The organism is Streptomyces johnsoniae (assembly GCF_031845565.1).
Classification (GTDB): Bacteria; Actinomycetota; Actinomycetes; order Streptomycetales; family Streptomycetaceae; genus Streptomyces; species Streptomyces johnsoniae.
The window spans coordinates 263150-283504 of the sequence record NZ_JAVREV010000008.1; the positions used below are offsets into that span (position 1 = coordinate 263150).

The window sequence follows — 20355 nt, forward strand, 5'->3', positions numbered from 1 at the left end:
CGGTCCCGGCAGTCCATAAGTGCGCCGAGGAATGGGGAACGGTGAGGCGATGAGCACCACGACGGGAAGTTCAACGCGCGTACGCGCCACGGGAGTCGGAGCGGTTCTCGCCCTGACCGGCGGCCTGCTGGCCGGAACGGGCGGCACCCTCGCGCCGCCCGCGCGGGCACTGACACCGCCGGTGACCATGACCGCGGAGGAGCTGCCGACCTGGCAGACCAACGGCATCGTGCACGCCCTCGCCGAGGCGAACGGCGTGGTGTTCGCCGGCGGCACCTTCTCCACGGTGCGTCCGCCGGGCGCCGCGCCCGGCACGCAGGAGCGACCCGCGGCCAACTTCGTGGCGCTGGACGCCGCCACCGGCGAGCCGGTGGACTGCGACCTGTCGTTCACCGTCGGCTCCGGCACCGCGACGATCCGGGCGCTGGCCGTCTCGCCCGACGGGCAAACGCTGTACGCGGGCGGCACCTTCGGCTCGGTGAACGGTTCCGGCGCCAGCAGCCTGGCCGCGTTCGACCTGCCGACATGCGCCCGCAAGCCGTTCCCCACCGCGGCCAACGGCATCGTGCGGGCCATCGCGGCCACCGACGACCGCGTGTACCTGGGTGGCGACTTCACCCAGCTCAGCGGCCAGCCGCGGGGGCGCTTCGGCGCGGTCGACACGGCGGGCGCGGTGCAGGGCTGGCGGGCGGACGCCGACGAGATCGGCAAGGCCATCGCGCTGACACCCGACGGCGAGGACGTGATCCTCGGCGGCAACTTCTTCGAGGTGAACGGCGCGAGTTCCCACGCCCTGGCCGTCGTCGACGCCGGCACCGGCGCCAACACCCGCACCTACGGGCTTGGCTTCATCGAGGACAGCTCCACCGTGCAGGCGCTGGCCACCGACGCGACCGGCTTCTACACGGCGAACGAGGGCACCGGCGGCTTCGACGGCCGCATCGCGCTCGACTTCGGCACCTTCGACCAGCGGTGGCGCGACACCTGCCTGGGCGCCACGCAGGCCGTGGCCGTGCACCAGGAGGTGCTGTACAGCGGGCACCACGCGCACGACTGCTCCAGCATGGGCGAGTTCCCCAACCAGGAGCGCTACCACCTGTTCGCCCAGTCGGTGCACGACCCGAAGCTGCTGGGCTGGTTCCCCAACACCAACGACGGCCTCGGCGAGCAGCTCGGCCCGCGGGTGATGGCCGCGGCCACCGGACACCCGTCGGACGACCGGGACTTCATGTGGGTCGGCGGCGGCTTCACGACCGTCAACGGGGTGGCGCAGTGGGGCCTGACCCGGTTCGCCACCGCGCCCGACACCGGCGACCCGTCCACCCCGGAGACGCACGCCGCGAGCCACGGCGGCGGGCGGATCGAGGTGACGTGGCGCTCCAGCCTGGACCTGGACGACCACCTGCTGACCTACCGCGTCTACCGCGACGGCGGCAGCACGCCGGTGCACACCACGACGGGCGAGTCCGTGCCGTGGCGCCGCCCGCAGCTGAGCTGGACCGATCCCGAAGCGGCGGCGGGCGAGACGCACAGCTACCGCGTCACCGCCACCGACGGCGCGGGCAACACCAGCCCGCTGTCCGCCCCCGTCACCGTCACCGCGGTCGGCGACGGGCGGGCGTACACCGACGAGGTGCTGGCCGACGACCCGCTGCTGTACTGGCCGTACGACGAGCCGGCCCACAACTTCGCCTCCGACGCCTCCGGCAACAACGGCAACGGGGTGCACCGCGGCGGCCCCGAGCGCGGGGTGACGCCGCCCGCCGTGCCGGGCACCGACGCCGCCGGCATCGGGTACGACGGCACGGACAGCTACACCTACAGCGACCGCACCTACGCGGGGCTGACCCGGTACACGCTGGAGACCTGGTTCAGGACGACGACCACCCGCGGCGGGAAGCTGATCGGGATGGGCAACCGCATCCTCCAGCCCAGCTCGTCCCGCGACCACAACCTGTACATGCGCGACGACGGCCGGCTGACGTTCGGCGTCTATACCAACACCCACCGCACGATCACCAGCGGGGACGCCTGGAACGACGGCGAGTGGCACCACGTCGCCGCCTCGGTCGGGGCGAACGGGATGCGGCTGTACGTCGACGGCGAGCAGGTCGCGAGCAGCCCGCTGACCACCTCGGCGCGCAGCGTCACCGGGTACTGGCGTACCGGGGGCGACAGCCTCCAGGGCTGGCCGGGCCGCCCGTCGAGCGACTGGTTCGCCGGGCAGCTCGACGAGACGGCCGTCTACCCGGCGCAGCTGTCCGCCGGGCGCGTCGAGGCGCACCACGAGGCGGCCTCCGTGCCCGTGGACACCGTCACCCAGGTGGCGTCGGCCGCCGACACCTACGTCAACGCGGCTGCGCAGAACGCTGGTTACGGCACGCACCAGCAGCTCGCGGTACGCGGCAGCGCGGCCTACGAGAGCTACCTGGCGTTCGAGGTCCCGCAGGCGCCGCCCGGGCAGGTACTGAAGGCCGCCGCGCTGCGGGTACGGGTCAGCGGCGACGCCGCGGCGGGCTCCGCCGACGACTTCGCGGTGGTGCCCGTCACCGGCAGCTGGTCGGAGACGGACACCACCTACGCCACCCGCCCCGCGGTGGACCGCGCCACGGTGCTCGGCACGCTCAGTTCCCCCGACACCCTCGGCGGCGTCCACACCGTGCCGCTGGACACTGGGGCGGTCGGCGAGGCGCTGGGCGGCACGTTCGACGTGGCCCTGACCGGCGAGGGCACGGACAGCCTGTGGCTGTGGGCGCGCGAGGCCACGACAAGTGCCTACCGGCCGCAGCTGCTGCTGACGTTCGGGGCGCCGTGAGGGGCCGCGCGCCGGCCGCGGCGGCGGCCCTCCTCGCGCTCGCGCTCACGGCCTGCGGGGGTGGCGGTGGCGGGGAGGAGGACGGCGGCCCTTCGACGGAGCCGTCGCAGACCGCGGTGGGCTCCGGAGGGCTGGCGGAGGACGCCGACCCGGCGCCGCCCGGCGACGGGCTGCCGGACGAGATGGTGCCGCCGGAGGAACTGACCCCGTCCGGCGGCGAGTTCACCGAGGAACAACAGGAGTACCTGACCGAACGGGTGCCGCGGGGCGTGGACCCGGCGGCCATCCTGGAGCTGGGCACGGAGACCTGCGACCGCATCGGCTACCTGGACCGCCACGACCCCGAGGCCGCCGCCGAAGCCCTGCGCAGCGGGGAACTGCCCGACGCGGAGGCCGCCATCGAGCACCTGTGCCCCGAGTACGCGGACCTGCTGGCCGAGGCGGCCGGCGGGGCAGCCGGAGGAGAAGAGTGACCGTATTGCCCATCGTGGTGGCCATCCCCACGAAGAACGAGGCCGCCAACATCGCGGGCACCGTGCGGTCGGTCGCCGGCCACTTCCGCGCGGTGGTCGTGGTCGACTCGGACAGCACCGACGACACGCGCGCCCTCGCCGAGGCCGAGGGCGCGCAGGTCGTGCCGTACACGTGGAACGGCCGCTACCCGAAGAAGAAACAATGGTGCCTGGACCACGTGCGCACCGACATCCCGTGGCTGCTGTTCCTCGACGGCGACGAGACGCCGAGCCCCGAACTGCTGACGGAGCTGCGCCGCATCTTCCTCGACGGCCGCCCGGTGCGCCCGGCCGCGTTCGACATCCCGCTGGGCTACTGGTTCGGCGGGCGGCGGCTGCGGCACGGGCACACCATCGTGAAGCGGGCGCTGCTCGACCGCACCCGCGCCAGGTTCCCCGAGCCCGGCGACCTGGCCGCGCCGGGCATGGGCGAGCAGGAGGGCCACTACCAGCCGCTGGCCGACCCGGTGCACCGGCTGCGCACGCCGATCGAGCACATGGACCTCGATCCGGTGCGGACCTGGTTCGAGCGGCACAACCGCTACTCGGACTGGGAGGCGTGGCTGGAGGCGCACCCGGACGTGCGCGAGGAGATCCGCACCGCGAAGACGCGGCAGGGGCAGGTCTTCCACCGGGCCCCGTTCAAGCCGCTGCTGTCGTTCGCCTACGCGTATGTGTACCGGCGCGGCTTCCTCGACGGGCGGGCCGGTCTCGACTACGCGCTGGCGATGAGCTTCTACCGCTGGCAGATCGCCCTGAAGGCGCGGGAGGCCAGGGGCGGCCCACCCGGCTGAGGGGCCGGTGCGCCGGGCTGCCGCGTCTCAGTCCCCGCTGCGCGGCCACCACCGGCGGCGGGCCGGGGACCGGGCCACGCCGGTCAGCCGCGCGACCCGCTCCACCGCGGCCTCGTACTCGTCATCGTCGCCGTCTTCGCCGGCCGGGTCCTCGGAGCCGTACAGCCAGATGTGCTTCCTCGGCGGCAGCAGGGAACCGCCCGCGATCCGGTTGAGTTCGCCGACCGCCGCGCGCCACCCGGCCGGGTCCGCGGGGTGGGTCCCGCCGCCGCCGACGGACAGGTACGGGCTCCCCCGGGCGCCGCACCGCAGCTCGAAGTACGTTCCCCCGCCGTAGTGATCGCGCACCGCGAAGTGGTAGACGCAGCCGCCGTCCTCCCGTTCGGGCTCCGGCAGGTCGGACGGCAGGTCCTGGCGCAGCCACGCCTCCACGTCGAACGGCATCGTTCCCATGAAACGCCGCAGCCCCAGCGCGCGCCCGGCGGCACGCAGGCGGTCGGCGGACTCGTCGGTCATCACAGCAGTATGCGCCGGTTCCGCGCGCAGCGGCCGGGCCGCCGCGGCGGCGGTCAGCGCGGGGTGACCCGGGCGTACACGTCCTGGAGGGCGTCCAGCACGCGGTCGATCGTGAAGCTCTCCCTGACCAGGGCGAACGCCGCGATCGACGCCGCCTCGTTCGCCGCGGGTCCCAGCAGGTCGAGCACCGCGGGCCCGATGGCCGCCCCGTCCGGCACGACCCGCCCGGCGCCCGCCCGTTCGACATCGGCGGCCAGCCCGGTCGTCGCCGTGACGACGACGGGCGTGCCCACGGACATCGCCTCAAGCACGGACACCGAGAACGCGTCCTGCACCGACGGCAGCACGAACACGTCCGCCGCGCGCAGCCGCGCCATCACCTGCGCGCGCCCGTCCACCGGGCCGACGGAGTCCAGCGCGTGCCGCACGCCCAGCCGCTCGGCGTGCGCCAGCGTGGCCGCGAGCGCCCCCGTGTCGGGCCCGGCCAGCACGAACCGCGCATCGGGGTGGCGCGCCAGCACGGCAGGCATGGCGGCCACGAAGTCCTCCGGGCGCTTGCCCGCCTGCACCCGCGCCAGGTACAGCACGGTCGGCGGGCCCGCGGTGCGCCGCCGTTCCGCCTGCGGCGCCACCCCGTTCACCAGCCGGTACTGCGGGCCGATCGGCTCCGGCGCGACCACCTCGGCCGTCTCGCGCCGCTCGCGCTCCGTCAGGTACAGCACCGCGTCGGCCCGCCGCAGCACCCGCCGTACGCCGAGCGCGTCGACCAGCCGGGCCACCGGCTTGTCCGTCGGGTCCACCATGCCGTGCGTCTGGAGCACCAGCGGCGTGCCCGCCTGCGCGGCCAGCAGCGCGAACGGCAGCGTGACCAGATCCCGCATCAGGTGTACGTGAACGAGGTCGGCCGACCTGACGAGGCCCCAGGCCCGCGCCAGCATCCGCGGCGAGGTGATGCCGCTGACCTCGAAGCGCGGCAGCACGTGCCGGGCCCGGAACAGCCGGACCGGCACGCCCTCCACCTCCCGCGGCAGCGGCCCGGGGCCGAACTCGTCCCCGAGCGCCAGCAGAACGGCCCGCTGCCCGCGCCGCCGCAGCCCGCGGACCTGGCTGAGCGCGACCCGCGTCGGCCCTCCGAACGCGTGCGTCGGCGTATGCAGCGTCACCACGTGCAGCACCTTCACGGCAACCCCCCTCGGCCCGGTGAGGCCGCGATTCTCCCACGGTCAGGGCTCGGCCCTGGCCGTGACGAGCAGCGCATCGCCGACGGCCAGCGCGCCGCCGTCCGGCACGGAGAACTTCACGCCGAACGTCACCCCGCCCTCCCCGGTGCGGCGGTAGCCGGCCAGGGTGCGCAGCGGCTCGGGCCCTGCGCGCGCGCCGTCACGCTGGTCGACGAGCGTGACGGCGCAGCGCACCGCGGGCTTGGCGTAGGCCAGCCGGGCCGCACCGGCCGCGACGCGGCGGGCGGCGTCCTCCCCGTACGGCCCGCCGAGGTCGTCGACCACGATGTTGGGCCGGAAGCGCGTCATGGGCACCGGGGCGCGGCCCGCGGCGGCGATGCGCGCGTTCAGGTCGGCCAGGGACGACTCGGTCGTCAGGTGGACGGCGCTGCTGTCCGCGTACCCGGAGGTGCCCGGCGTCTCGCCGTCGGTGACCCGGCCGTGGTCGCGCGGCACGTGGACGAGGCGGCTCGGCGAGCCGAGCACGGCGGTCAGCCACGCCGCGACCGCCTCGCCCTGGTCGATGCCGCGGAACGGGCGGCCGAACAGGCGGACCGGCCGCGGCTCGCCGTCCAGGTCCACCGGCACCTCGACCGGCCCCTCGCCGCCGTGCAGCGTCAGCACCTCGCCCGCGGCGTCCACGACGGGGCGTATGGCGGCGAGCAGCGGATCGGCGCGCTGGCTGCGGAACGTTCCCGCGGCGTCGGTCACCATGAAGACCCGGTCGTGCGGGAGCCCGGCCGGGCCCACGCGGGCCGCCGTCAGCGGCATGCCCGCGCAGCCCTTGACGGGATAGGTCCACAGCGCCGTGACGCGGGCCGCGCCCGCGGCGTGCCCGGCCGTCGCGGCATCCGCCACCTGAGTCATGATCACCGGCCGTTCCGTGTCGGTAAGTCGGTAAGTCGGTAAGGAGCGCCGTCAAGTCCTGAGGTATGAGGCGCCGTTGACGTCGAGGACGGCGCCGGATGACCAGCCGGCCGCCGGGGAGGCGAGGTACAGGACAGCGGCGGCGATCTCCTCGGCGGAAGCGACCCGGCCGAACGGGCTCTGCGCGTGGATGTCCGCCCCGCCCGGCCCGGACAACCGGTCCTCGACGCGTTCGGTGGCGACGAACCCGGGTGCCACGGACGTGACGGCGATCCCGTGCGGCGCCAGCGAGACCGCGAGCGACTGGCCGAGCGCGTGCAGCGCCGCCTTCGTCGCGCCGTACGCCGGATGGTCCGGCTCGCCGCGGAACGCGCCCCGCGAGCCGACGTTGACGATGCGCCCCGCGGCGCCGCGCCCGATCATGTGGCGGGCCGCGCAGTAGCTGACGTTCGCCGCGCCGAACAGGTTCACCGCGGCGGTCTCGCGCCACGCGGCCTGCCATGCGGCGTACCCGGTCGTCGGCAACGGATGCGGCGTCATCACCGCGGCGTTGTTGACCAGCACGTCGATCCCGCCGAGCCCGTCGGCGGCCTCCTCGACGAGGGCCTCGACCCGGTCGGGGTCGGCGAGGTCGCCGCGGACCAGCACATGCCCGCCGCCCGGCAGGCCGGCCAGCGTCTCCGCCGCGTCGGCGCGCCGCGTCGCCCAGTGCACGGCGACCCGGTCACCCGCTTGTGCGAAGGCGCCCGCGACGGCCCGCCCGATGCCCCGTGAGGCGCCGGTCACCAGCACTCCCCTGCCCCGGCCCGCCGTCGCGTCCATCGCCGCCGTCCCCTTCTCTCTTCGTACCCTGGACGATACGGCGCACGGGCTCGTGCACGACAGGAGGTTCCCCGGATGACGTCCCTGTTCGACGAACGCAGACGCCTGCCGCGGGCGCTCGACGCGCTCCAGTCCCTCTTCCTCGCCGCCTGCGTGGCCGGCGTCCCGTTCCTGTGGCCGCGCACGGACGACGTGGTGGCGCGGGTGATGATCGCGGTCTGCCTCGGCGCGGTGCCCGCCCTGATACTGGCCTTCCACAGCCGGGTCACCGTCGACACCAGGTCCGTCCGGCTGTCCCTCTTCCCCGTGTGGCGCAAGACGATCCGCCGTTCGGACATCGCCGGCTCCCGCCCCCGGCAGATCGGCGCCCGCGACCTGCACGGCCTCGGCCTGCGCCCCACCACCGACGGCGCGCTCGGCCTGGTGATGCGCGGCAGCGACGCGGTGGAGATCGAGCTGAAGAACGGCAAACGCTACGTGATCGGCACCGGCCACCCAGCAGCCCTGCACCACGCCCTGTCCCCCACCCACGACGGCCAGGACGCTCCCACCACCCCCGCCTAGGTTTCCGGCTCAGCGGCGGTCCGTGGCACGGGGGTGCCCCGTACCGGCGAAGGTGACCCAGCAGGTGCTGTGAGCCGTGTCCTGGAGGTACCAGACGCGCCCGCCGCCGGTCACCTCGATTTGAAGGGAACTTCGAAACTCTCTCCTTCGCCATGCCACGCCGCCGCCGTCACTCGGAAGAGAGGACCGGACGGCAGCCGGAACGGGCTCTAGACTGGGCGGGTGACGGTTGAGGTGCCCGGGAGGGCCGTGCTGTCCCGGCCGTTGTCCGTGCCGCTGATCGGCGGCATCGTGGGCATGCTGCCGCTCGCGGTGGCCGCGCAGCCAGGGGAGGGGCTGCGGGACACGACCTTCTGGCTCCAGCTCGTCGTGGCCTGCTATGCGGGCGTCCGGCTGTGCGCGATGGTGCTGTCCGGGCGGCGGCGGCTGATCCAGGGTGCGTTCTGGCTGTTCAGCTATCTGGCGATGGGCATCGCGCCGCTCGCGCAGAGCGTGCTCGGCCGCGACCCGACGCCCGTGCTGGGGGCGCGCGGTGACACGGAGACCGCGACGGTGCTCGTGCTGTGCGGCATGGCCGCGTTCGACGTGGGCGCGCTGCTGGCGCGGCACCGGCCGTCCGTGGTCCGCAGGCGCCGCCCGGCGGCGACGGTGCACCGGCAGCGGCTCTACCTGCTGGTGGCCCTGGCGTACGTGGCGAGCGCACTGCTCATCGTGCGGCTCGGCGGCCCGGCCGTGTTCTTCACCAGCCGCCAGGAGATCAGCACCACGCTGAACGAGGCGACGGGCGCGCAGGCGGGCGAAGCCGGGGGCGAGGCGGGCAACGCGCTGCTGCGCGGCTTCGGGACGGTACCGGCGATGCTGGCGCTGCTGTTCCTCACCCGCTGGCTGGTGACGTCGCGCTCGGCTCGCCGGCGCCCGGGTGTGCTGGTGCCGTGGGCCGGTCTCCTGGTGATCAACACCATCGTCAACAACCCGATCTCCAACCCGCGTTACTGGTTCCTGACGGTGCTGTTCGCGCTGCTGTTCACCGTTTTCCCGCGCAGTCCCGTGATGTACCGGGCGGCGCTGGCGCTCGGGGTGGTGATCGCGCTGCTGGTCTTCCCGTTCACCGACCGGTTCCGCTACGACGAGAACGGGCACCGGCCGGTGGAGACCGACGCCCTGCTCGAACCGCTGGTCGTCAAGGACTACGACCAGGTCAACATGTTCGCCAACACCCTCACGTTCGCCGCCGACGGCAACGGCCACACCTACGGGCAGCAAGTGGCGGGCGCCGCGCTGTTCTTCGTGCCGCGCAGCATGTGGGAGGGCAAGCCGCAGGACACGGGTTTCCTGGTCGGCGGCTGGATGGGCACGAACAGCGCCAACCTGTCCTCCCCGCTGTGGGCCGAGCTGTGGCTGGACTTCGGGCCGCTCGGCATGACGGCCGGGTTCCTCGGCGTCGGCTATCTCGCGGCGCGCACCGACCGCAGGTACGTGGTGCGCACGCTGGACGACCCCTCCCCGGGGAACGTACTGGCGGTGGTGGTGCCGGTGCTGGCCGGCTACAGCTTCATCCTGCTGCGCGGCTCACTGCTCCAGGCGTCCGGCCGCATCGGCATCGCGGTGCTGTGCCTCCTGCTGGTGACCACACTCCGCGACAACCGGCGCGCCCAACTGCACTGACGCGCCGGGCGCCGCCGCGTCAGCCGCATCAGCCGCGTGTGCGGCGCCATTTGCGGAGGCTGACCAGTTCGCGGGGCGGGGTCAGTTTGCTGCCGACCTCCACGTAGGAGACCTCCGCGGCGTACACGCTGCCCTCGGAGTCCACGGCCACACTGTGCAGCCAGTTGAAGCGGTCCGGCTCCTCGCCCGGCAGGTCCGCGCCGATCGCGGTGACCTCCCGGCCGCCGCGGTCGAAGATCCGTATCTTGTGCCCGAGGCCCGGCACGCCGTGCTGGACCGGCGGCGGGCCCTGCTCCGCGACGTACAGGTGGGTGTCCGCGCCGCGGCCCGCGCATACGGCGACGGCCTTGTGGGAGTGCCAGGTGGTGAGGAACTCGCCGTCCACGGAGAAGACCTGGACGCGGTGGTTCTCACGGTCGCAGACGATCACCGCCTCGTCGCCGAGCATCGCCACGTTGTGCGGCAGGCTGAACTGCCCGGGCCCGCTGCCAGGACTCCCCCACGAGGCCAGGTGGTTGCCCTGCGCGTCGTAGCGGTGGACCCGCGAGTTGCGGTAGCCGTCGGTGATGAAGATGTCGCCGGTCTTCGGCGAAACCGCCACGTCCGTCGGCCGGTTGAACGGCTCGCCGCTCTGGAACGCGCTCGGCCGGCCGGTGCCCAACGTCAGCAGTGTGGTGCCGTGCCGGTCGGTCTTGGTGACGGTGTTGCCGATGTCGTCCACCAGCCACAGGTGGTCCTCGTGGTCGGCCGTGATGGCGTGGGCGCGCCGGAACCGGCAGCCGCGCCAGCGCGGCATCATGTTGCCGTAGGGGTCCTCGAACTCCTCGGTCCCGGCGAACGGGGTCTCGTTGCCCCACATGTCGACGAGGTTGCCGTCCCGGTCGAAGACCAGGACGGGCATGTTGCCGCGGTTGAAGACGTAGACGCGGTCCGCGGAGTCCACGGCGACGGAGGTGGCCTCCTTCAGCCACAGGCCGTGCGGGATCTTCGCCCAGTAGGGCACCGGCTCGTACACGGTCTCGCCGCTTGCGGGTCCCACGGTCATCCGTTCCTCCCTGGGGGTGCGGGGCCGGTGCCCTGGCCGTGGCCCGGCTGCTGCTGCTGCCGGACCACCGTGCGCAGTTCGAGCGCGATGCGCAGCCAGACCGCGGCCGCCTTGGCCGCGGAGCCCAGGGCCAGACCCCAGGCGGCGCCGGTGATGCCGCCGAGCGCGTACCCGGCGAGCAGGCAGCATACGGACAGCGCGGAGAACACGATCTGAATGGGCAGCGTCGCGCGCGGGCTGAGCACCCGCAGCATCAGCAGCCCGCAGGTGCCGAGCGCCATCGCCGCGTACTGGCTGCCGGTGGCCGGGAGCAGGTCGGCCGCGGCCCGCCAGGTGTCGCCGAGCAGCGCCCGCCCGGCGCCGTCCGGCAGCAGGGTCAGGGCGAGGGCGAGAACGGCCGCGAGGGCCGCGAGCGCGCCGCCGGCGCTCGCCGCGGCGCGGGCCTGGGCGTGCGCGCCGGGGTAGCGGCGCAGCAGCGGCGGCCCGAAGCCGGTGGCCGCGTTGTAGAGGACGTTCATCGGGCCGAACAGGGTGGTGGCGCCGCGGAGTGCGCCGACGGCCAGGGCGTTGGCGAACAGGCCGAGGCCGACGACGGCGGTCTGCGAGGCCGCGTTGCCGACGCCGAACTCCACGGCGAAGCGCCGCCCGAGATGGCGCCGTTCCAGCAGGGCGAACGGCCGCGGCCCGCGGCTGCCGCGGGTCAGCCGGGCCAGCGACAGCGCGGCGAGCGCGAGCGCGGGCAGCGCCGCGGCCCCCCACACCAGCACCATGCGGCCGGGGCCCGTGCCGTGCGGCTGCGCGGCGAGCAGCGGCACGACGACGGCGCAGCGCAGCAGGTCGGACGCCAGGGCCAGGTGCGGGCGGCCAAGCACCGCGAAGGCGTAGCGCAGGGCGTCCTGGGTGAGGACCACCGGCAGCACCGCGCCCAGCGCCGCGAGCCCGGCGGCGGTGCCGCCCGGCAGGGCGAACGTGGCGGCGGCCAGCGCGGCGCCGAGCGCGGCCGAGGCGGCCAGGGTGAAGGCGGCGGAGTCCCGGCAGTGCGCGTGCAGTTCGGCGTCGGTGCCGTGGCGCAGGGTGAGCGCCTGGCCGACGTAGGCGCTGCCGAGGCCGAGCAGCAGGGTGAAGACGGTGTAGACGATGGCGAACGCCGCGAAGTCCTCCGCGGTGGACTGCCGCGCGGCGCACACGACGACGGCGATGTTGGTCAGCGCCGCCACGCCCTGGTCGGCTATGGAGGCCGCGGCGGCCGAGGTGGGTCTGCTCACTGCCGGGAGGAACCGTCTTCCATGTCGCTGGGATCGAGAACGCGCAGGCCGAGGGTTTCCGAGCCCACGTCGCGCTGCTCGGGCGGCAGGGCCCGCGCCCGCCGGTCCCGTTCCCGCTCGCGCACCCGGTCACTCGTGGTGCGGGCCCGGTGCTTGTCGCCCGCGGCCCCGGCGGGCCCGTCGTGCGGCACGGTGCCGCCCGCGGGCGGCACGTCGCCGCGGGCGGGCTCCTGGCCGCTGCCCCACGAGTGCAGCACCGCGCCGAGCAGCAACCCGCCCGCGCCGACGACCAGTTCCCTGACGCGGGCCAGGTCGTCGCGGCGCACCTGGCTGGGGTCGCAGACGACCAGGACGCCGTCCACACGGTCGACGAGCGCGATGGCGTCGGCGTAGGAGAGGACCGCGGGGGCGAGCACCACGACGACGGCGCCCTTGGCGTCGGCGTGGCCGATGAGCCGGGTCGCGGCCTGCGAGGTCAGCGCGCGCGGCACGTTGCGCACCCGGCGGCCTGGCACCAGGTCGAAGATGCCGGACTCCCCCGCGTCTATGGGGACGCGCACGCCCGCGGGCCAGCCGCCGTCCGCGCCGCCGGCCGCCCCGGCCCAGCCGGGGCGCACGCCGTCGGCGTGCCGCAGCTGGTCGGTGAGGGTCGGGGTGCGCAGGTCGGCCTCGACCAGCAGCGGGTCCATGCCCATCTCGGCGAAGGCGGCGCTCAGGTTGACCGAGGTGGCCAGCGGCGCCTCTATGCTGCCGCGCGGCGCGACGACCAGCAGCCTGCGGCGCTGCGCGAACGACTCGTCGTAGGCGAGCCGGAACGCCACCGACCGGTACTCCTCGCCGAGCCGCCCCTCGGCCAGCAGCTGGTCGGGGTGGTCGCGGCCGGTGCGGGGCAGGACGCCGAGCACGGGGGCGCGCAGCGCGCGGGTGACGTCGCCTGACGAGCGGACGGTGGGGTCGAACACCAGCCGCACCCAGGCGGCCAGCAGCCCGAGGCCGATGCCGACGATGTAGCCGAGGCCGAGCAGCAGCGGCAGTCCGGGGCCCGAGGGGCTGCCGGGGACACCGGCCTCGGTGATGACCCGGCCGCCGCTGGTGTCGAGGGCGCGCAGGCTGGAGACCTGCGCGTTGATCTCGGAGACCTGCCCGCTGATGGACGTCAGGTCGGCGACCGCGCTGTCGTAGGTGCCGCTGCCCTCGGCCAGGGCGTCCAGCTCGCCCTCCAGCTCTTCGCGCCGCTCCAGCAGCGGCTCGCGCTGGGCTTCGAGGGAGGCCACGTTGTGCGCGATGGTCTCCTCCGCGTCGGCCTGCCGGTTGCCGAGGTAGGCGGTGACGAACGCGTTGGCCCGCTCGGCGGCCACCCGCGGGTCACCGGCCGAGTAGGCGAAGCGCAGCACCTCGGTGTTGGGCGGGTTGGTCACGGACAGGCCGCGCCCGAGGCTCGGCGCGGACCCGGGCGCCATGCCAAGCTCGCGGGCGGCGCGCCGGGCGATGAGGTCGCTGACGGCGGTGCGGCGTTCCGAACCCATCGCGACCCGGTCCACGGAGCCGGTGGTGAACGGGTCGGCGGTCGGCATCCTGACGGTGACCTCGCTGGTGGCGATGTACGTCTCGTTGGCCGTCAGGCCGAGCCAGCCGCCGCCCGCGAGGCCGAGCACGATGCCGCAGATGATCAGCAGCCGGTAGCGCAGCAGCTGCCTGAACTGGTCGCGCAGCAGGTCGGGTTCGTCGTAGGGGTGGGCGCCGCCCGGGGCCGTGGTGCCGCCGCGGGCGTCCTCGCGCGGTGCGCTCATGCGGGCCTCTCCCCCTCGCCGGCCGGCCCGGCGGACCGCGCGGCCCGCGGCCGCCGGCCGAGGGCCAGCGCCTCGTCCAGAGTTGCGGTGATGCGCCGCAGCCCCGCGGCGCGCGACAGGTGCTCCGCGGCGTACGCGGCGCCGCGGGCGCCGGCCGCGTCGGCGGCGGCCGGGTCGGCGGCCAGGCGCCGGACGGCCGCGGCCAGGGCGGCCGGGTCCTCCGGCGGGACCAGCAGCCCCGCGCCGGAGCTGCGGATCTCGGCGGCGGTGCCGCCGCCCTCGGCGACGGAGGCGACGACGGGGCGCCCGGCGCGGAAGTAGGAGGTCAGCTTGGAGGGCACGCTCATGTCGAGGACGGCGGCCCGCTGCGTGACGGCGAGCACGTCGGCGGCGGCGAGCACGTCGGGGAAGTCCTCGGCGGCGGCGGGCGGCAGCAGTTCCACGTTCGGCACGTGGGCCGCCAGCTCGGCGAGCCGCGGGCGCTGGCTGCCCTCGCCCATGAGCACCACGCGCAGGTCGGGCGCCTGCCTGGCCGTGTCGATCAGCACGTCGAGGCCCTGTTTGAGGCCCATGTTCCCGGTGTGCAGCAGGACGGTGGTGTCCTGTGGCCAGCCGAGCCGCCGCCGCGTCCGCGCGCGGGGGGCCGAAGGCTCCGGAACGTGCGACCAGTTGGGCACGAGGCGGATGCGGTCGTCCGGCACGCCGAGGGCCCGTAAGCGGGCGCGGAAACTGTCGTGGATGACGCCGACGAGGGTGGCGTCCGCCAGCATGCGCCGCTCGGCCGCCGCGGCGGCCCGGGCGGCCCGGCCGCCGCCCGCGATGCCGCTCTGCGCGGCGGCCGCGCCCATCAGGTCCTGCACGATGGGCACGTAGGGGGCGCGGTGCCGGCGCGCGATACGGGCGGCGAGCAGCCCGCCGGCGAGGCTGGGCACCTGCGCGAGCACGGCGTCCAGGGGCCCGGTGCGCGGCGGCGCGAGCAGGCCGTGGGCGAGGATCGACGCCTCGTACAGCGCGCGCCGCGCGGCGGTCTGCCGCGGCGGAACGGTGTGCCTGCGGCGGTGGACGCACACGCCGGAGAGCCGCTCCGTGCTCCGCCACGTCCGCCGGTACGCCGGATCGACGCGCCAGGCGGGGTAGTGCGGCACACCGGCGAGCACGTGGACCTCCGCGCCGCGCCCGGAGCTGAGGTGCTCGGCGAGTTGCGTGGCGTACGGGCCGATACCGGCCTGCTCGGGCGCGTAGTTGGTGGACACGAGCAGCAGCCGTTCGCCCACTGTCAGACCCCTCTCCCCCCGGCAGTGCCTCCCCATGACGGGGGTAAGTATCCAGCGTAGTCGCAGAAATGCGCGCGGTGTGACGCTATGGTCTTGGGGACGGCCAACGTGAAGAGTACGTGAAGTCATGGGAACCGGTGGGGGGTTCGGGCGAATGCCGCAGCGAGTGGGCTATGCACCGGGGGTCTACGACCTCTTCCATGTGGGGCACCTCAATATTCTCCGGCACGCGCGGAGCCGCTGCGACTATCTGGTCGCGGGGGTGGTCTCGGACGAGATGGCGCTCCTCGCCAAGGGCAGGGCTCCGGTGATACCGCTGGTGGAGCGGCTGGAGATCGTACGCAGCATCCGGTACGTGGACGCGGCGTTCGTGGAGACGGTGCCCGACAAGGTGGAGACCTGGCAGCAGGTGCGGTTCGACGTGCTGTTCAAGGGCGACGACTGGCGCGGCACCGCCAAGGGCGACCGGCTGGAGCGCGACTTCGCCGCGGTCGGCGTGGACATCGTGTACTTCCCGTACACGGTGCACACATCCAGCACTCAACTGCGGGGCGTGCTGGACACCTTGAGCGCCGACAGCTCGCGGAACCACTTCACGGAGAACGCCGCGCAGAACAGCACGTAGACCGCGCACAGCACCGCGTAGCCGGTGCGGAAGGCCCGTTCGTCGCCCAGCAGCAGGAACAGCGCGCACAGCACGCCGTAGTCGGCGGGCAGCAGCGCGAGCGCCCGCCGCCGGGAGGGCGGCGCCGCGGGCGCCGCGGCGGGGGCGGCGGGCGCGGGGTGGGCGTGTTTGAGCTTGTCGGTGAGCAGCCCGCCGAAGAAGATCAGCACGGCGGCGAGCTGGAAGACCAGCGGCACCAGCAGCCAGCCCTCCCCCGGCAGCGCGAAGAAGCGGTGGAACGAGATCAGCACCGCGGCGTGCAGCGCGGTGATCTTGGCGCAGTCCACGGCGTGGTCGAGCCACTCCCCCGCCGGATTGGACTCCCCGCGCAGCCGGGCGAGTTGGCCGTCCGCGGAATCCAGCGCGAAACCGAGGAAGAGACCGGCCCAGACGGCGAGCGCCAGCCACGCCGAGGGGGCGGCCAGCGCCACGGCCGCGATGGCGGCGCCGCTGGTCAGGGCGCTGAGCGCGGTGACCTGGTTGGGGCCGAGCCCGGCCCGGTACGCGGCGGCGGCCAGCAGGCGGCCGACCGGGCGGTTGACGTAACGGGAGTACAGCGACACCCCCTTGGCGGTCTTCTGCGCGCCCCGCAGCCGCCGCAGCGCCGCGCCGTACGTCATGGTCCCCCCGGTCCCGGCCATGCGAGGCATCATCCCATGCGCGGAGCGCGCCGGGGCATGGATACGATGCGGGGGCCGAAGCGAGCAGGACAACGGGGAGGGCCCACGATGCGGGTGCGAGCACGACTGACGACGGCCACGGCGGGGCTGGCCGCGGCCCTGGCGATGGTCACGTCCCTGTCGGGCTGCATGACGGTGCACGGCGAGACCGCCGTGGTGCCTGCGGCCTCGGAGGAGGAGGCGCAGAGCGCCCTCGACCGGTACATCGAGACCAGCAACGAGGCGATGGGCGGCCTCGACCCCGAGCTGAACGACACGGTGGAGACCGGTCCGCTCGGTGCGATCCGGCACGCGCAGCTGGCCGCGCAGCGGTCGGTCACCCCGGGCGGCCCGGAGGCGTTCACGCCGCTGGAGCTGTCCGACCCGCAGTTCCACATTCCGCAGCAGGCGGGCTGGCCCAAGTTCTTCGTCGCCGACGTCCAGCCGAGCCAGACGCCGGACAACCGCTGGCTGCTGGTGTTCATGCGCAACAGCATCGACGAGGAGTGGAACGTCTCGTACCTCAGCGTGCTGCCTCCCGAGGGCGGCCCGGAGCTGGCCGAGGACGAGGACGGCTACCTCGACGACCTGCCGGTCGTCGACCCCGCCGACCAGGGCCCCGACGACCCGGGCTCCGGCCTGGTGATGGAGCCGGGCGCGCTCGGCACCTCGTTCGTGGACTACCTCCAGGGCGGCGAGGCCCCGTTCGCCGGTGGCCCGTACACCTCGGACGAGCTGGCGAAGCGCGAGGAGGCCAACAGCAATCCGGCCTTCGTCACGGAGTACCAGGACCAGGCCGCGGAGAGCGAGGAGTACGCGCCGGTCGCGATGCGCACCGCGGACGGCGGCGCACTGATGATGTTCACGTCGCTGCACCACGAGAAGCAGACGATGGCCGAGGGCGAGACCCCGGTCGTGGACCCGCTCGTCGCGGCGCTGATGCAGGGCGAGGCCGAGCGGGCGGTCACCCTGGAGTGGGTCGCGATGCACTCGGCGGTGATCCCGGAGGTCGACGGCGGGCAGATCGAGCTGTTCCACCGCACGCGGGGCGTGATCAGCGCCACCGGCGAGTGACGCCGGCGGGCCCGCTCCCGGGCCCGCCTCGCGCTGATGCCAAGGAACGGCCGCGGCCGACGTACATGTGTACGTCGGCCGCGGCCGTTCGGCGCTCCTGCCGGGGATGCGTGCGTCCCCGGTGGCCCCGGCGGGGCCGGGTCATTCGAGGGTGCACCTGGCGTCGGCGGGTGGGGAGTCCAGGTTGACGAGGTAGTCGGCGACGATGTCGTCGACGCACGCGTTGCCGGCGACCAGGGCGGCGCCGTGCTGCTCGCCCTCGACGGTGAGCAGGCTGCCGTCCAGCGCTTCGGCCAGGCGGGTGCCGTCCTCGTACGGGGCCACGGGGTCGCCGGTGACGGCGACGGTCAGCGTGTCGGCCAGTCCCTCGATGTCAGTGGCGTACGGGTAGCCCAGGGTCGGCTCCACCGGCCAGGACTCGCACTTGTTCCTCGTCTCGCCCAGCGGCCGGCCGGGGTCGGCGAAGGGGGCGGCGGCGATGACCGTGCGCTGGAGCGCCGTCTCCTGTTCCGGGGTGTGCCGCACCTCGTCCAGGCAGTTGATGGCCTCGGTGGCTTCGAGGGCGTTGCTGTAGCTGCCGTCGGCACTCCGCTGGTAGTAGCCGTCGTGCAGCCCCATCAGGGTCTCGCCGCGTCCGTCCCTGACCTCGCGGATTCCCTCGATGATCGTGGGCCAACTCGCTTCCGAGTACAGCCCGGAGACGACCCCGTCGGTCGCGTCGAAGTAGGTGAGGACCCGGCCGTCGCCGGCCGGGACCGGCTCGTCGAGCAGGGGTTGGACGATCTCCTGGAACCGTTCGGTCACCGCGTCGGGATCGGAGCCAAGCGGGCAGTCGGGCAGTTCCGTGCAGGAGGCGCCCATCAGCTCGAACGAGCGCTGCAGGCCGGCGTACTGCGATTCGCGCCGTTCGGCGGTGGCGGCGTACGGGTTCATCGCCCCGTCGAGCACGAGCGCCCGGACATTGTCCGGGAACATATCGGCGTAGACCGCTCCAAGCCGCGAGCCGTAGCTCGTGCCGAGGTAGCTCAGCTCCTCGTCGCCCAGCACCGCCCGCAGCACGTCCATGTCACGCGCGGCGTCCCGCGTGCCCACGTGGGAGAGGAACTCCTCGCTGCCGGTGCGCTCGGCGCACTGCCGCATCCACTGCCGTGTCTGTTCCTCGGTCACGTTGAACTTCGCCGACAGCGCGTCGTTCTCGCGTTCGGCGTCGGTGTAGCAGTCCAGCGCGGGGGTGGACGCGCCGACGCCGCGCGGATCGACGCCGATCAGGTCGAACCGCTCCACGACCGGGTTCTCGGGGGCCAGCGCGGAGATGATCGCGGGGAAGCTCAGGCCCGAGTATCCGGGGCCGCCCGGATTGGTCAGCAGTGATCCGATCGGCTCTCCCTTCGCCGGCAACCGCAGCAGCGCGATCGACACGGTCTCGCCGCCGGGGTCGTCATAGTCCATCGGCGCCTCCATGCGGGCGCACTCGAACTGCTCGTTCGCGAAGATCTGCGCGTCGGCCTCGGTGGTCGCGTAGGGCTCGCAGGGCTCGAAGGCCAGGTCCTGCTCGTAGAAACGCCGCAGCTCCTCCGACGACTCTTGCGACGACTCGTCCGGAGACTCCTCCGGGGACTCCTCAGCGCTCGATGACGTGCAGGCACCGAGCATTCCCACCAGCAGCAGCGTTGCGCCGAACGCTGCCGTTCGATGGAGGCGGGCACGGGTGGACATGGTTCTCCTTACGGACGCCGACGTGAGCCGGCCGGCCGTGGGACGGGACGGCGCGTGCGTGAGGACGGCATCCGCTCAGCTGCCGGCCCTGCCCGAGCCGTCGCTGCCGCGGCGTGATGGAGGGGTAGGTGGAATCCATGATCCGCGTGCGCCGGGACCGCGACGAGTGCGGTCCGTCACCAGTACCGATGACGGATGTAACGAACGAACGGTGACACGGCGCACTGCCGCCGCGCGCGTTCCGGTGTTACCGCCGGTGGGCCGTGGTCGGGGCGAGTCAGGCGCCCTGGACCGGACCGGCCTGAGCGCGCCAGGGGCGGAACGAGCTGTGCGGCGCCTCGCTGCCGTGCGGCTGCTGCCGCTCGGCGGCCAGGCCGCCGCAGGCGTCGGTGAGGGCTTCGAGCAGCATGAGTGGCTCCGGCAGCGGATGTTCAGGGCCGCGCAGCCAGCGCACGCCGCCCTCGACGGCCGCGGGGACGCGGGAGGGCGGCACCAGGACGTAGCTGCCGCGGCAGTGCCAGCGCAGCCCCGGATGCTCGTCGACGCTCTCGGGGTGGCAGTCGAGGGCGCAGGGCCACCACTCGTCCTCGTCGTCCGGGGTGCCGCGGGTGGCGGTGAAGAACAGGACCCGGTCGGGGTCGGCGACCGCGACGGGCCCGATGTCCACGTTCTCCCCGGCCAGGCGTTCCAGGGCCGTGTAGCCCGCGACGGCGGGCAGGTCGAGCACGTCGTGGGTGCGGCCGGTGGCGGTGATGAAATTGCACTCGGGGTCGGCGCGCAGCCACCGCAGGATCTGGTCGCGGTCGGTGGTGGCCTGGGTCTGCCAGGCGAGCGACACCGGGTGGCGGCCCGGGGTGGGACAGCCGATGCGCTCGCAGGAACAGCCGTAGCCCTGCGGGTGCGCGGCCGGCGCGAGCGGCAGGCCCGCGTCGGCGACGGCGAGCAGCAGGTTCTCGCGGGCCTTCGCGGCGGCGGCGCCTGCGGCGGCGCCACGTGCTCCGCGGCGCAGCCAGCGGGGGAATCTGCTCTCGCGTTCCATGAGCCTCCTGCCGCCTCACTTCTTTGCCGACGCGCCGTGGAGCGTATCCGGCCG

General features: G+C 74.1%; 18 protein-coding genes. 7 read left to right on the top strand and 11 right to left on the bottom strand.

Translation table 11 applies throughout. From position 1 onward, the window contains the following. The first annotated feature begins 49 nt into the window (after positions 1–49). From RM779_RS16675 to RM779_RS16685, 3 genes are read left to right on the top strand one after another with little or no spacing between them, the layout of a single operon-like run. Positions 50–2815, top strand: a complete 2766-nt coding sequence (locus tag RM779_RS16675) for a LamG-like jellyroll fold domain-containing protein (protein WP_311618483.1) — start codon at positions 50–52, stop codon at positions 2813–2815. Further along, positions 2812–3288, top strand: coding sequence for a hypothetical protein (locus tag RM779_RS16680; protein ID WP_311618484.1), 477 nt, complete (start codon positions 2812–2814; stop codon positions 3286–3288). Before RM779_RS16675 ends, RM779_RS16680 begins: the two co-directional genes overlap by 4 nt. Further along, a complete protein-coding gene (locus tag RM779_RS16685) occupies positions 3285–4121 on the top strand; it encodes a glycosyltransferase family 2 protein (protein ID WP_311618485.1) in 837 nt (278 codons plus the stop codon). The genes RM779_RS16680 and RM779_RS16685 overlap by 4 nt, the downstream gene beginning before the upstream one ends. Positions 4122–4148: 27 nt before the next feature. Here RM779_RS16685 and RM779_RS16690 read toward each other — a convergent pair whose 3' ends face one another. Genes RM779_RS16690 through RM779_RS16705 form a run of 4 tightly spaced genes read right to left on the bottom strand, consistent with a single transcriptional unit; the run spans position 4149 to position 7546 of the window. Next, the gene (locus tag RM779_RS16690; protein ID WP_311618486.1) at positions 4149–4637 is read right to left on the bottom strand and encodes a hypothetical protein; all 489 of its coding nucleotides are present in this window, start codon (positions 4635–4637) and stop codon (positions 4149–4151) included. 53 nt (positions 4638–4690) lie between these two features. Beyond that, positions 4691–5818, bottom strand: coding sequence for a glycosyltransferase (locus RM779_RS16695; protein WP_311618487.1), 1128 nt, complete (start codon positions 5816–5818; stop codon positions 4691–4693). A 42-nt stretch (positions 5819–5860) separates the two neighbouring features. Continuing rightward, positions 5861–6724, bottom strand: coding sequence for an MOSC domain-containing protein (locus tag RM779_RS16700; RefSeq protein ID WP_311618576.1), 864 nt, complete (start codon positions 6722–6724; stop codon positions 5861–5863). A gap of 51 nt (positions 6725–6775) precedes the next feature. Then, a complete protein-coding gene (locus tag RM779_RS16705) occupies positions 6776–7546 on the bottom strand; it encodes an SDR family NAD(P)-dependent oxidoreductase (protein ID WP_311618488.1) in 771 nt (256 codons plus the stop codon). A gap of 75 nt (positions 7547–7621) precedes the next feature. Here RM779_RS16705 and RM779_RS16710 point away from each other — a divergent pair, with 75 nt between their 5' ends. Both RM779_RS16710 and RM779_RS16715 read left to right on the top strand, forming a co-directional pair. Then, positions 7622–8110 carry a hypothetical protein gene (locus RM779_RS16710; protein ID WP_311618489.1) on the top strand — a complete coding sequence of 163 codons (489 nt, stop codon included), beginning with the start codon at positions 7622–7624 and terminating at the stop codon, positions 8108–8110. A gap of 222 nt (positions 8111–8332) precedes the next feature. Beyond that, the gene (locus RM779_RS16715) at positions 8333–9775 is read left to right on the top strand and encodes a hypothetical protein (protein WP_311618490.1); all 1443 of its coding nucleotides are present in this window, start codon (positions 8333–8335) and stop codon (positions 9773–9775) included. A 28-nt stretch (positions 9776–9803) separates the two neighbouring features. Here RM779_RS16715 and RM779_RS16720 read toward each other — a convergent pair whose 3' ends face one another. Genes RM779_RS16720 through RM779_RS16735 form a run of 4 tightly spaced genes read right to left on the bottom strand, consistent with a single transcriptional unit; the run spans position 9804 to position 15149 of the window. Next, positions 9804–10820 carry a peptidyl-alpha-hydroxyglycine alpha-amidating lyase family protein gene (locus tag RM779_RS16720; RefSeq protein WP_311618491.1) on the bottom strand — a complete coding sequence of 339 codons (1017 nt, stop codon included), beginning with the start codon at positions 10818–10820 and terminating at the stop codon, positions 9804–9806. Then, the gene (locus RM779_RS16725) at positions 10817–12085 is read right to left on the bottom strand and encodes an MATE family efflux transporter (protein WP_311618492.1); all 1269 of its coding nucleotides are present in this window, start codon (positions 12083–12085) and stop codon (positions 10817–10819) included. The genes RM779_RS16720 and RM779_RS16725 overlap by 4 nt, the downstream gene beginning before the upstream one ends. Further along, complete coding sequence (locus RM779_RS16730; RefSeq protein WP_311618493.1) at positions 12082–13875, bottom strand: lipopolysaccharide biosynthesis protein; 1794 nt, start codon at positions 13873–13875, stop codon at positions 12082–12084. Before RM779_RS16730 ends, RM779_RS16725 begins: the two co-directional genes overlap by 4 nt. Next, positions 13872–15149: a glycosyltransferase family 4 protein gene (locus tag RM779_RS16735; RefSeq protein WP_311618494.1), complete on the bottom strand. Its 1278-nt coding sequence runs from the start codon at positions 15147–15149 to the stop codon at positions 13872–13874. Before RM779_RS16735 ends, RM779_RS16730 begins: the two co-directional genes overlap by 4 nt. Positions 15150–15303: 154 nt before the next feature. Between RM779_RS16735 and RM779_RS16740 the strand changes: the two genes are divergently transcribed. Continuing rightward, positions 15304–15774, top strand: coding sequence for an adenylyltransferase/cytidyltransferase family protein (locus tag RM779_RS16740; protein WP_311618495.1), 471 nt, complete (start codon positions 15304–15306; stop codon positions 15772–15774). On the opposite strand, the gene RM779_RS16745 is transcribed toward RM779_RS16740, so the two are convergent. Then, positions 15690–16454, bottom strand: coding sequence for a CDP-alcohol phosphatidyltransferase family protein (locus tag RM779_RS16745; RefSeq protein WP_311618496.1), 765 nt, complete (start codon positions 16452–16454; stop codon positions 15690–15692). The two genes, RM779_RS16740 and RM779_RS16745, sit on opposite strands and share 85 nt — an antisense overlap. A gap of 87 nt (positions 16455–16541) precedes the next feature. Here RM779_RS16745 and RM779_RS16750 point away from each other — a divergent pair, with 87 nt between their 5' ends. Next, complete coding sequence (locus tag RM779_RS16750; protein ID WP_311618497.1) at positions 16542–17546, top strand: hypothetical protein; 1005 nt, start codon at positions 16542–16544, stop codon at positions 17544–17546. A 141-nt stretch (positions 17547–17687) separates the two neighbouring features. On the opposite strand, the gene RM779_RS16755 is transcribed toward RM779_RS16750, so the two are convergent. Next, positions 17688–19262 carry an alpha/beta hydrolase gene (locus RM779_RS16755; protein WP_311618498.1) on the bottom strand — a complete coding sequence of 525 codons (1575 nt, stop codon included), beginning with the start codon at positions 19260–19262 and terminating at the stop codon, positions 17688–17690. Positions 19263–19539: 277 nt separating this feature from the next. Further along, the gene (locus RM779_RS16760) at positions 19540–20301 is read right to left on the bottom strand and encodes a bifunctional DNA primase/polymerase (RefSeq protein ID WP_311618499.1); all 762 of its coding nucleotides are present in this window, start codon (positions 20299–20301) and stop codon (positions 19540–19542) included. Between the last annotated feature and the right edge of the window lie 54 nt (positions 20302–20355).